The sequence below is a fragment of the Baekduia soli genome (assembly GCF_007970665.1).
GTDB lineage: Bacteria > Actinomycetota > Thermoleophilia > Solirubrobacterales > Solirubrobacteraceae > Baekduia > Baekduia soli.
This window is the reverse complement of the sequence record NZ_CP042430.1, coordinates 1,203,758-1,214,339: the sequence shown is the minus strand read 5'-3', so window position 1 is coordinate 1,214,339 and position 10,582 is coordinate 1,203,758. Positions and strand designations below refer to the sequence as shown.

At 73.7% G+C, this 10,582-nt stretch carries 13 protein-coding genes and 1 pseudogene; 9 read left to right on the top strand and 5 right to left on the bottom strand.

Going from position 1 to position 10,582, the window contains the following annotated elements; genetic code table 11:
- Positions 1 to 14: 14 nt before the first annotated feature.
- The 3 genes and pseudogenes from FSW04_RS05660 to FSW04_RS28110 form a co-directional block, all read left to right on the top strand.
- Positions 15 to 668, top strand: coding sequence for an NUDIX hydrolase (locus FSW04_RS05660; RefSeq protein WP_146917150.1), 654 nt, complete (start codon positions 15 to 17; stop codon positions 666 to 668).
- Entirely contained in the window at positions 665 to 973 is a 309-nt protein-coding gene (locus FSW04_RS05655) for a hypothetical protein (protein ID WP_146917148.1), read from the top strand. The genes FSW04_RS05660 and FSW04_RS05655 overlap by 4 nt, the downstream gene beginning before the upstream one ends.
- 16 nt (positions 974 to 989) lie before the next feature.
- Positions 990 to 1,172, top strand: a pseudogene (locus FSW04_RS28110) (biotin/lipoyl-containing protein); the annotation flags it as partial.
- Positions 1,173 to 1,183: 11 nt separating this feature from the next.
- Here the strand turns inward: FSW04_RS28110 and FSW04_RS05645 are convergent.
- On the bottom strand, positions 1,184 to 1,441 hold the full coding sequence (locus FSW04_RS05645) for a hypothetical protein (RefSeq protein WP_146917145.1): 258 nt from the start codon (positions 1,439 to 1,441) through the stop codon (positions 1,184 to 1,186).
- Here FSW04_RS05645 and FSW04_RS05640 point away from each other — a divergent pair.
- Genes FSW04_RS05640 through FSW04_RS05630 form a run of 3 tightly spaced genes read left to right on the top strand, consistent with a single transcriptional unit; the run spans position 1,358 to position 5,678 of the window.
- Positions 1,358 to 4,276 carry a multifunctional oxoglutarate decarboxylase/oxoglutarate dehydrogenase thiamine pyrophosphate-binding subunit/dihydrolipoyllysine-residue succinyltransferase subunit gene (locus FSW04_RS05640; RefSeq protein ID WP_228431204.1) on the top strand — a complete coding sequence of 973 codons (2,919 nt, stop codon included), beginning with the start codon at positions 1,358 to 1,360 and terminating at the stop codon, positions 4,274 to 4,276. The two genes, FSW04_RS05645 and FSW04_RS05640, sit on opposite strands and share 84 nt — an antisense overlap.
- Positions 4,231 to 5,301 carry a 2-oxoglutarate dehydrogenase component E1 family protein gene (locus tag FSW04_RS05635; protein ID WP_228431202.1) on the top strand — a complete coding sequence of 357 codons (1,071 nt, stop codon included), beginning with the start codon at positions 4,231 to 4,233 and terminating at the stop codon, positions 5,299 to 5,301. Before FSW04_RS05640 ends, FSW04_RS05635 begins: the two co-directional genes overlap by 46 nt.
- A complete protein-coding gene (locus FSW04_RS05630; protein WP_146923512.1) occupies positions 5,298 to 5,678 on the top strand; it encodes a DUF952 domain-containing protein in 381 nt (126 codons plus the stop codon). Before FSW04_RS05635 ends, FSW04_RS05630 begins: the two co-directional genes overlap by 4 nt.
- Positions 5,679 to 5,856: 178 nt before the next feature.
- On the opposite strand, the gene FSW04_RS05625 is transcribed toward FSW04_RS05630, so the two are convergent.
- Complete coding sequence (locus FSW04_RS05625) at positions 5,857 to 6,753, bottom strand: DUF1028 domain-containing protein (RefSeq protein WP_146917137.1); 897 nt, start codon at positions 6,751 to 6,753, stop codon at positions 5,857 to 5,859.
- On the opposite strand from FSW04_RS05625, the gene FSW04_RS05620 reads away from it, so the two are divergent.
- From FSW04_RS05620 to FSW04_RS05610, 3 genes are read left to right on the top strand one after another with little or no spacing between them, the layout of a single operon-like run.
- Positions 6,737 to 7,033 carry an MGMT family protein gene (locus tag FSW04_RS05620; RefSeq protein WP_228430930.1) on the top strand — a complete coding sequence of 99 codons (297 nt, stop codon included), beginning with the start codon at positions 6,737 to 6,739 and terminating at the stop codon, positions 7,031 to 7,033. The genes FSW04_RS05625 and FSW04_RS05620 overlap by 17 nt on opposite strands.
- A gap of 19 nt (positions 7,034 to 7,052) precedes the next feature.
- On the top strand, positions 7,053 to 7,469 hold the full coding sequence (locus FSW04_RS05615; protein WP_146917132.1) for a secondary thiamine-phosphate synthase enzyme YjbQ: 417 nt from the start codon (positions 7,053 to 7,055) through the stop codon (positions 7,467 to 7,469).
- Entirely contained in the window at positions 7,466 to 8,161 is a 696-nt protein-coding gene (locus tag FSW04_RS05610) for a class I SAM-dependent methyltransferase (RefSeq protein ID WP_187369276.1), read from the top strand. Before FSW04_RS05615 ends, FSW04_RS05610 begins: the two co-directional genes overlap by 4 nt.
- A gap of 422 nt (positions 8,162 to 8,583) precedes the next feature.
- On the opposite strand, the gene FSW04_RS05600 is transcribed toward FSW04_RS05610, so the two are convergent.
- From FSW04_RS05600 to nucS, 3 genes are all read right to left on the bottom strand, one after another.
- Complete coding sequence (locus FSW04_RS05600) at positions 8,584 to 9,354, bottom strand: crotonase/enoyl-CoA hydratase family protein (protein WP_146917126.1); 771 nt, start codon at positions 9,352 to 9,354, stop codon at positions 8,584 to 8,586.
- A gap of 37 nt (positions 9,355 to 9,391) precedes the next feature.
- A complete protein-coding gene (locus FSW04_RS05595) occupies positions 9,392 to 9,730 on the bottom strand; it encodes a M28 family peptidase (RefSeq protein WP_228430928.1) in 339 nt (112 codons plus the stop codon).
- A 145-nt stretch (positions 9,731 to 9,875) separates the two neighbouring features.
- Positions 9,876 to 10,559, bottom strand: a complete 684-nt coding sequence (gene nucS, locus FSW04_RS05590) for an endonuclease NucS (RefSeq protein WP_146917121.1) — start codon at positions 10,557 to 10,559, stop codon at positions 9,876 to 9,878.
- Between the last annotated feature and the right edge of the window lie 23 nt (positions 10,560 to 10,582).

The following is a 10,582-nucleotide window of genomic DNA, read 5'->3' as shown; positions in this document are numbered from 1 at the left end:
ACCTTGTAGCGTCGATGACGCAAGCGCCCGCACCCGCGCTGCTGGCCCGCGGCCCCTGGGACGCCGCGCAGGTGCGCGTGGTCTGGCGGCCCGAGCCGTTCGAGCCCGCGGCGCCGACCGTGCAGGCCGCGGACGCCGCGATCCGGGCCCTGCGCGACCGCGGCTCGCCCAGCCACGACGGTGTCGCCGCGCGCCTGGTGGGCTTCAGCGCCACCGGCGCGGGGCTCGAGCTCGAGCTGCAGCCGCTGCGCTGGGCCCTGCGCCTGGTGGAGGGCGACGCCTCCCAGTCGATCTCGGCGCTCTGCGTCACGCGCGACAGCGAGGGCCGCTGGCTGGCCGGGCGGCGGGCGGCGTGGCTGTCGACCTGGGCCGGGCGCTGGGCGCTGGGCGCGGGCGGCGCGGTCGACGAGGGCGAGAGCCCGTTCGACACCCTCACGCGCGAGTTGCAGGAGGAGTGGTCGGTCACGCCGAATCGTGTCGTGGGCGAGGCGCTGGTGCGCCTGCCCCATCAGGCGGTCATGTTCGTGGGCCAGGCCTGGCTGCCCGAGGGCGCCACGGTCGTCCCCGACGACGAGCACGACGAGCATGCCTGGTGGCCGGCCGACATCGATGCATGGCCCCCCGAGGCCGACGAACCGCTGCGCCGCATGGCGCGGCTGCTGGCGTGAGCCTCACCTTCCAGACCCTCAAGCACCTCTCCTTCGCGCACTCGACCGTGTACGCGATCCTGCTCACCGTCTGGCTGGTCCCGGGACTGCACACCTTCGAGTTCGTCTTCGGGCTCGCGCACGGCGTCGGCTGGATCCTCATGTGCGTGCTGTGCCTCGAGGCCCTGCGCTCACGCGTCATCTCCCTGCGCCTCGCCGTCGCCGTGGCCGTCATCGGCGCGGTCGGACCGTTCGTCGGTTCGTGGGAGTTCATCCGGGAAGAGCGACGCCGGAACCTAACCGCCGCTAATACGAACGAGCGCTAGAGTCGAGCAAAGAGACATGGCCGTCGAAGCCGCAGTGATCGAGGTCACCCTCCCCGCCATGGGCGAGTCGGTGACGGAAGGCACCATCCTGGAGTGGCACAAGCAGGAAGGTGACACCATCGAGGCCGACGAGACGCTCGTCGAGATCTCGACCGACAAGGTGGATGCCGAGGTCCCCGCTCCCACGAGCGGGACCATCGTGAAGATCCATCACGCCGAGGGCGACACCGTCCAGGTGGGCTCCGTGCTGGCCGAGATCAGCGTCGGCGACGGCGCGGCGACGGCCAACGGCAACCGCGCCAACGGGAGTGGTGCGTCCGCGACCACGCTGCCCGAGGCCCCGAGCAGGCGGACGGCGACGGCGACGGCGACGCGACGGGCGAGATCGTCGACATCACGACGCCCGCCGGCGGCGAGTCGGTCACCGAGGGCACGATCCTCGAGTGGGCGGTCAAGGTCGGCGACCACGTCTCCGACGGCGACACGGTCGTCGAGATCTCCACCGACAAGGTCGACATGGAGCTGCCCGCCCCCGCCGCGGGCACCATCACCGAGATCCTCGCCGACGAGGGCGAGACGGTCGTCGTCGGCCAGGTCATCGCGCGGATGCAGCTCGGCGCCGGCGCCGGCCCCGCCGTGCCCGGCGGCGGCACCCCGGCCGCGGCCGCCACCGGCCCCGCCGAGACGACCGCCCCCGCCGACCTCTCCAAGGTCTCGGCCGTCGCGGCGCGCGTCGCGGCCGCCGAGGGCATCGACCTCGCCGGCGTCGCCGGCACGGGCCCGCAGGGCCGCATCACCAAGGGCGACGTGCTCGACGCACGGTCGGGCAACGGCGCCGCGGCGTCCGCCGCCGCGCCGGCCGCCGGCTCGCACACGGTGCTCAAGGGCGCCGCGGCGATGCTCGCCAAGTACATGGACGACTCGCGGGAGATCCCGACCGCGACGTCCTTCCGCACGATCACCGTCACGACGATGGACGCGCGGCGCCGCCAGCTCAAGGACGCCGGCCAGAAGGTGTCCTTCACGCACCTGATCGCCTACGCGATCGCGCTGGCCGCCCAGCAGGACATGCCGGTGATGGCCCACCACTTCGACACGATCGACGGCAAGCCGACGCGCATCGACGACGACGCCGTCCACCTGGGCATCGCCGTCGACGTCGAGAAGAAGGACGGCAGCCGCACGCTCATGGTGCCGGTCATCCGCGACGCGGGCCGGCTGAGCTTCCAGGACTTCAAGGCCGCCTTCGACGACCTCATCGCCAAGGCGCGCGAGAACAAGCTGACCGCCGACGACCTCACGGGCGCCAACGTCCAGCTGACGAACCCGGGCGGCATCGGCACGATCGCCTCGGTCCCGCGGCTCATGAAGGGCAACGGCACGATCGTGGCCACCGGCTCGATCGCCTACCCCGTCGGCCTGGGCAACATCGGCGACATGATCGGCGCCGAGAAGGTCATGACCATGACCTCGACGTACGACCACCGCGTGATCCAGGGCGCCGAGTCCGGCCGCTTCCTGCAGGTCGTCGAGGGCTACCTCCAGGGCGAGAACGGCTTCTACGACGGCGTCTTCGCCTCGCTGGGCGCCGAGCTCGGGCCGGTCCCCTCGCCGCCCGCGCCCGCCGCCGCCGCGGCCGCCGCGCGCGACGCCCGCGCCGGCGATCGCCGCGCCAACGTCATCGACGAGGAGCTGCTGCAGGCCGTGCAGGCGGCGACGTCGCTGCTCAAGGCCCACCGCACCCACGGCCACCTGGCCGCCCGGCTCGACCCGCTGGGCACCGAGCCCGAGGGCGACCCGGCGCTGGATCCCGACACCGTGGGCCTCACCCCCGAGCTCCTGGCCAAGATCCCCGCCAAGATCCTGCGGATGCACGTGCCGGGCGCGACGCTGGCCGACGCGCTGCCCCACCTGCGCGAGACCTACTGCGGCACGATCGCCTACGAGATCGAGCACCTCGCCTCCCACCGCCAGCGCACCTGGCTGCGCGAGAAGATCGAGGGCGGCGCGTTCCGCAAGCCGCTGACCACCGAGGAGCAGAAGGCGCTGCTCAAGCGCCTGATCGAGGTCGACGCCTTCGAGCGCTTCATGCACAAGGCCTACCTCGGCCAGAAGCAGTTCTCGGTCGAGGGCCTGGACATGACCGTCCCGATGCTCGACGAGATGATCCAGCTCGCCGCCGCCCACGGGGCGCGCGAGGTCGTCGTCGGCATGGCGCACCGCGGCCGGCTCAACGTGCTGGCCCACAACCTCGGCCGTCCCTACGCGACGATCTTCGCCGAGTTCGAGGGCGCCTCGACGCTCGAGGCGATCACGACGATCCCGCAGGGCGGCACCGGCGACGTCAAGTACCACCACGGCGCGCAGGGCTCCTACCAGCTGCCCAACGGCGAGTCGATCCTCGTCAACCTCGAGAGCAACCCGTCGCACCTCGAGTTCGTCCACCCCGTGGTCGTGGGCGCCGCCCGCGCCGCCCAGACCACGCGCCAGGGCCCGCACGCCCACCGCGACACCGACGCGGCGATGCCGATCGTCCTGCACGGCGACGCGGCCTTCCCGGGCCAGGGCGTCGTGGCCGAGGCGCTGAACCTCCAGGCCATCGACGGCTATAAGGTCGGCGGCACGCTGCACATCGTGCAGAACAACCAGGTCGGCTTCACCACCGACCCGGAGGAGTCGCGCTCGACCCGCTGGGCCTCGGACATCGCCAAGGGCTACGACGTCCCGATCATCCACGTCAACGCCGATGACGTGCAGGCCTCCATCGCCGCCGTGCGCCTGGCCTTCGCGTTCCGCGAGGAGTTCGGCCACGACGTGGTCATCGACCTCATCGGCTACCGGCGCTTCGGCCACAACGAGGCCGACGAGCCCGCCTACACGCAGCCCGAGATGTACGCCCAGATCAAGGGCCACAAGCGCGTCGCCGAGCTGTTCGCCGAGCGCCTGGTCGCCGACGGCACCGTCACCCAGGACGAGGTCGACGGCCAGACCCAGGCGATCTGGGACGAGCTCACCACGCTGCACCAGGACCTCAAGGCCAAGATCAAGGCCGCCGAGGCCGCCGGCGGCGTGACGCAGCAGACCGGCGAGTACCAGCTCGACCGCTCGCCGTCGCCCGAGGTGCCCACGGCCGTCGACGCCGACCGCCTGCGCGTCCTCAACGAGGAGCTGTTGCGGGTGCCCGAGGGCTTCACCGTCCACCCCAAGCTCGTCAAGCAGCTCGAGCGCCGGCGCGTGGCCCTGGGCCCGACGGGGGCATCGACTGGGCCCACGCCGAGGCGCTGGCCTACGCGTCGCTGCTGACGGAGGGCACGCCGATCCGGTTCACCGGCCAGGACGTCGAGCGCGGCACGTTCAGCCAGCGCCACCTCGTCCTGCACGACGCCAAGACCGGCCAGACCGTGTCGCCGATCCAGAACCTGCCCGGCGCGCTGGCCCCGATCGAGATGCACAACTCGCCGCTGAGCGAGACCGCCGCGCTCGGGTTCGAGTACGGCTACTCGGCCGAGGCGCCCGAGACGCTCGTGCTGTGGGAGGCGCAGTTCGGCGACTTCGCCAACGGCGCGCAGGTCATCATCGACCAGTTCATCATCTCGGGCCTGGCCAAGTGGGGCCAGACCTCGCGGCTGACGCTCCTGCTGCCCCACGGCTACGAGGGCTCGGGCCCCGAGCACTCCAGCGCCCGCATCGAGCGGTTCCTGCAGCTGGCCGCCGAGGGCAACATCCGCGTGGCGAACCTCACCACGCCGGCGCAGTACTTCCACCTGCTGCGCCGCCAGGCGCGGATCACCAAGCAGCGGCCGCTGATCATCTTCACGCCCAAGTCGCTGCTGCGCCTGCCGCAGGCCACCAACCGCATCGAGCACCTGGCCGAGTCCAAGTTCTTCCCTGTGCTCGGCGAGCCGCGCGTGCCCATCGAGAAGGTCACGCGGCTGGTGCTGTGCACGGGCAAGATCTACTACGACCTCGTCAGCCACCCGCAGCGCGAGGACAACGAGGCCGTCGCGATCGGGCGCATCGAGCTGCTGTACCCCTTCCCCGAGGGCCAGGTGCTCGAGCTCATCAACACCTACCCGAACCTCCGCGAGGTCGTCTGGGTCCAGGAGGAGCCGCGCAACATGGGCGCCCGTGCCCACATGTCGCCGCGCCTGCTGCAGGTGCTGCCCGACCACCTCGCCTTCGGCTACATCGGGCGCCCCGAGCGCGCGAGCCCGGGCGAGGGCTACCCGGCCGCCCACACCGGCGAGCAGAACCGCATCCTGCGCACCGCGCTGGACCTGTCGGTGCCGGTCTCGATGTACCCCGTCAAGACCCCGGGCGAGCGCTGAGCGCTCGCCCGGAGGACGCGGTCGTCCTCCACATCACGACGCCCGAGGCGTGGGCGCGCGCCCGGGCCGACGGGTTCGTGACCGCGGACTCGCTGGCGACGGAGGGCTTCCTGCACTGCTCGACGCCCGCGCAGGTCGTCGCGACCGCCGACCGCATCTTCGCGGGCGCCGGGGACCTCCTGGTGCTCGTGGTCGATCCGGCGCGCCTGACCGCGCCGTTGCGCCACGAGACCGCCGACGTCGTCGGGGAGGCCTTCCCCCACGTCTACGGGACGATCGACGTCGGCGCCGTGCTGCGCACCGCCGTGCTGCGCGAGGGCCCCGGCGGCTACGCCGCGCCCGACGACCCGGCGTTCCGGGCGTCCCGGCGGTCGTAGAGGCGGCGGGCCCACAGGTACGCGGCCGCGGCGATCGCGACGCACCGGGTGGCCGCCGCCGGCCCGGCCCACCCGACGCGCTCGCCGGCGAGCAGGCCCCCACGGCGTCGGTGATCGGCGTGAAGGGCTGGCCGGCCGCCAGCAGCGCGTTGCATGGCTGAGATCACACACATCTGGCTCATCGGAGCTCCAACGCCGCGTGCACCGCCCCGGCGCCGGGCGCGATGTCCGGGCCCAGGCGGCCGAGCAGCTCGCGCCACCCGGGCTGCAGCGCGACGGCCTTGCGGACCTTGGCCAGCCCGGCCTCGCGGTCGCCCTGCGTGAACTCGGCCAGCCCGGCCCAGAAGAGCAGCTCGTGGTTGCCGGGCGCCAGCGCTGCGGCGGCGCGGTAGCGCTCGGCGGCCTCGGCGTGGCGGCCCTCCCCGGTCAGGTCGTCGCCCTCCGTCGCCAGCGCGTAGGCGTCGTGCAGGACGAGCAGGCGCGCGAGCTCGTCCAGCGGCTCGGGATGGTCCTCGACCCGCAGGTCGACGGTGCGCTGCCACGGCTCGCCGGAGGCCGGCACGACGACCATCGCCGCCGACTGGCGCCCGCGCGCGTCGCCGCCCGCGGCCTCGGCGGCGCGCAGCGCGGCCATCAGGCGGGCCGGGAGCGGCCCGGCCGCCGCCGCGAAGGCCCGGGCCATCGCGGGCCAGACCTCCTCGGAGGCCATCATGTTGGCCTGGGCGCTGAACCCGTCGCCGGTGGCGTGCCCGGCGAACGCGATGCAGGCCGGCCCGGTGTGGACCGCGGGCCCGCCGGCCGGCCCGACGACGGCGATCTGGCGGTATCCGGCTGCGCCGTCGTCGGCCAGCAGCGCGTCGAGCGCGGCCTGCGGCGCCGCCCCGGCGGCCAGCGCGTCGAGCAGGCGCGGGCCGTAGGCGGGCTCGGCGATGGACTGCGTGACGACCGCGCCGACGCCGGGGCGCGCCCACGTCACGATGGATCCGACCGAGAACCAGTGCGACTGCACCGCGGCCCCCAGCTCGCCCGTGTCGGGGTCGCGTGCGACGATCGAGTACGTGCCCGTGCGGACCATCGCCACAGCTTCCCAGGACGTCCTGGACCGCGTGCGGGCGATCCCCGAGGGCTTCGTGCGCACCTACGGCGACCTCTCGCCCGGCGCTCCGCGCTTCACCGGCACGGTCCTGCGGACGACCACCGCGGAGGTGCCGTGGTGGCGGGTGGTGCGCGCCGACGGCTCGCTGGCCAAGGGCGCGCGCCAGCGCGCCCTGCTGGAGGCCGAGGGCGTCCCGTTCGCCGGGGCGCGCGTCGACCTGCGCGTGGCCCGCATCCCCCGCGACGTGGAGCCGGCGTGATCTGCGCCACACTGGCGGCATGTGGACCCGGCGCGAGCTGACCCTCCAGGCCCGCCCGCGCGGCTTCCACCTCGTCACGCGCGAGGTGACCGGCGCGCTGCCCGAGCTGGCCGGCGTCCGCATCGGCCTGCTGCACCTGCACATCCTGCACACCTCGGCGTCGCTGACCCTCAACGAGAACGCCTCTCCCGACGTCCGCGACGACTTCGAGACCTGGGCCAACGCCGCGGTTCCCGAGGACCTGCCCTGGACCCATACGCTGGAGGGTGCCGACGACATGCCCGCCCACATCAAGGCCTCGCTCATGGGCCCGTCGCTGACCCTGCCGGTCGGCGACGGCCGCCTGGCGCTGGGCACCTGGCAGGGCATCTACCTGTGCGAACACCGTGACCGAGGGGGCGCGCGGTCGCTGCTGGCGACCCTCTGGGGCGAGTGAGCGGCGTCCGCGGCCCCTACGCCGGCCTGGTCGCCGAGCACGGCCTGGCCGCCAGCCACCGCCTGACGCTGGCCGCGGTGCCCGACGGCGCGCGCGTGCTCGACGTGGGCTGCGCGACGGGCTACCTGGCCGCCGATCTGACGCGCCGCGGATGCACGGTGATCGGCGCCGAGGTCGACCCGGAGGCCGCGGCCCAGGCCCGCGCCTGGTGCGCGAAGGTCGTCGTCGGCGACCTCGAGGCACCCGAGACGCACGACGCGGTGGCCGCCGCCGCCGCGCCGGGCGTCGACGTCGTGCTCTGCGCCGACGTGCTCGAGCACCTGCGCGACCCGTGGACGGTGCTGGCGTGGCTGCGCACCCTGCTGGCGCCGGACGGGGTCGCGGTGATCTCCGTGCCGAACATCGGCCACTGGACCGCCCGGCGCGAGGTGCTGCGCGGCCGCTTCCCCTACGCGGACTTCGGCCTCTTCGACCGCACGCACCTGCGCTTCTTCACGTACGACAGCGCCCTGGAGCTGGCGCGCCGTGCAGGCTTCGACGTCCGGACGGTGCTTCCGGCAGGCGCCCCGCTGCCCCTGGAGTCACGGGTCCCGTCATTGCGACGGGTCCGCGACCCGTTCGTACGCCGGTGTCCCGGGTTCCTCGCCCTGCAGTTCGTGCTCGTGCTGCGAGCTGTGCCTCAGCGGCCGTAGCGCTGCCTCCTCAGCTCCTGATGCCGTCGGGCATCGGGCGGGTGCCCAGCGGCCCCGCCCCCGGCAGCTCTGGCTCGAGCCGGCGACGCACGAGCTCGCCGCCCACGGCGTCGAGGCGCACGGCCGACAGGCCGCACAGCTTCGCGCCGCGGCGCCACGCGCTTGAGCATCGTGTCCACGGAGTGGTCGGCGTCGCCCGACGCCGTGGGGACGCGGCAGACCTTCGGCCGGTCGGCGCCGGTGATGCCCAGCACGTCGTCGTCCAGCAGCGGGTTGCCGGCCTTCATGGAGAACCCCCCGCCGACGGACGCGACGCTGGGCGGTGGCCGCATCGACATGGCCCCAGGATGCCCGCGACCCACCGGACCCCGCTCATACGCACGGTCCGAACCGGGGCCGACCGGCGGTCCGGGGCCGCCGGCTCAGCGGCCCTGCCAGACGGGCTCGCGCTTCTCCTTGAACGCCGAGGAGCCCTCCTTGGCGTCGGCCGACGCGAAGATCGGGCCGGTGATCTCGGCCTGCTTGTCCCACATCTCCTCCGTGGACCAGTCGAACTGCTCCTGGAGGATGCGCTTGGAGGCCACGAGCGCCAGCGGGCCGTTCTTGCGCAGGGTCGCGGCGAGCTCGAGCGCGCCGTCCAGCGCGCCGCCCACCTCGGTGACGCGGTTGACGATGCCCAGCTCGTGGAAGCGCTGGGCGGGCAGCGGGTCGCCGGTCAGGGCGAGCTCCATGACCACGTGGTAGGGCATGCGCCGGGGCAGCCGCAGCAGGCCGCCGCCCGCGGCCACGAGCGAGCGCTTGGCCTCCGGGATGCCGAGCTTGGCGCCCTTGGCCGCCACGACGAGGTCGCACGACAGGACGATCTCGAAGCCGCCGGCCACGGCGAAGCCCTCGACGGCCGCGATGAGCGGTTTGGCCGAGGCGCGCCGCGTGATGCCGCCGAAGCCGCGCTCGGGGTGGTAGATCGACTCGCCCTTGACGAAGGCCCCGAGGTCCATCCCGGCGCAGAAGTAGCCGCTGGACCCGGTGACGATGCCGATCTGCAGGCCGTCGTCGGCGTCGAGCTCGTCGAGGGCGGCGCCGACGCCCTCCGACACGGCGCCGTTGATCGCGTTGCGGACCTCGGGCCGGTTGATGGTGATGACCAGGACGCCGTCGCGGCGCTCGGTCAGGACGGCGGGCTGATCGGACATGGCGCGCAATCTACCGGCGCCATGCCCGATCCCACCGTCAGCTCAGCGCCCGGCGTCCGGCCTGAGGAACTCCGGCGCCGGGCGGCTGAGGCGCGCCAGGGGCCGGGGCTCGTTCGTCGGTGAGGTCCGTCGGGCGCTGCGCGAGCGTCGCCACGGCGTGGGACGCCGCGTCGGAGAACTCGTCGAACGCCTGCAGGTTCGGGTCGGCCAGCGTGTCGCACGCCTGATGGCGGCACGTGTCGTAGGCCACCCCGGCGGCGCCGCCGTAGGCCTGGGCCTCCTCGGCGGCCTTGATCTCCTCGGCGCCGGAGAACGTGCCGCCGGCGGGGATGCCGGCCTCGATGAACGGCCCGTGGTCCGAGCGGCCGTCGAACACGGTCGGGCTCGGTGGCCAGGCGGCGGCACGAGAAGGACTCCGTGAACAGCGACGCCCCAGACCGCCAAGAGCACGGGCACGTCCTTCGGGGCGCCCAGCGTGCCGCCCTGGCTGGTCGGGACCTGGAACCTCCGGCGCGCCCGGGTCAGGCGACGAACAGCGTCAGGTCCGGCTCGCGCTCGCCGCGCAGGACCGCGAGGTCGACCTCGACGCAGCGCAGCCCGCGCGACTCGGCCAGGACGCGGGCCTGCGGCTTGATCTGCTGGGCGGCGAGGACGCCCCGGCAGTCCGCCAGGGCCGGGTCGCCGCGCAGGCGCTCGAGGTAGCGGGTGAGCTGCTCGACGGCCTCGATCGTGGCGACGCGCTTGATCTCGACCGCGACCCAGCCGTCGTCCTCGTCGCGGCACATGAGGTCGACGGGGCCGATGTCGGTCGGCCACTCGCGACGCACGAGGCGGAAGCCCTCGCCGCAGCGGTGGGGCTGCTCGGCCAGCAGCTCCTGGAGGTGGGCCTCCACGCCGTCCTTCTCCAGGGCCGCGGCCTCCCCCATGTCGTGGGTGACGTCGGAGACGACCTCGAAGATCGCGATGTCGAGTCGGTCCTCGGTGGCCCCGGCGCGCTTGCGCACCACGATCCGCTGCAGCGGATCGCCGTCGAGCTCGACGACCGTGGGCGGGGTCATCCAGTTCTGGGGCTTGAAGCCGCCCGTGTCGGCGTGGACCATCACCGACCCGTCGGACTTGATCATGAGCAGGCGCAGCGCCTCGGGCAGCAGCGCATCCAGGCGGCCCGAGTAGCGGACCTCGCAGCGGGCGACGATCAGGCGCATCGCGGGCGATCGTACGGGGCCGA

Coding starts and splice junctions, on each gene's coding strand:
- FSW04_RS05660 (WP_146917150.1), top strand. CDS start 15: ATGACGCAAGCGCCCGCACCCGCGCTGCTGGCCCGCGGCCCCTGGGAC.
- nucS (WP_146917121.1), bottom strand. CDS start 10,559: ATGCGCCTGATCGTCGCCCGCTGCGAGGTCCGCTACTCGGGCCGCCTG.
- FSW04_RS05615 (WP_146917132.1), top strand. CDS start 7,053: ATGTGGACCCGGCGCGAGCTGACCCTCCAGGCCCGCCCGCGCGGCTTC.
- FSW04_RS05600 (WP_146917126.1), bottom strand. CDS start 9,354: ATGTCCGATCAGCCCGCCGTCCTGACCGAGCGCCGCGACGGCGTCCTG.
- FSW04_RS05625 (WP_146917137.1), bottom strand. CDS start 6,753: ATGGTCCGCACGGGCACGTACTCGATCGTCGCACGCGACCCCGACACG.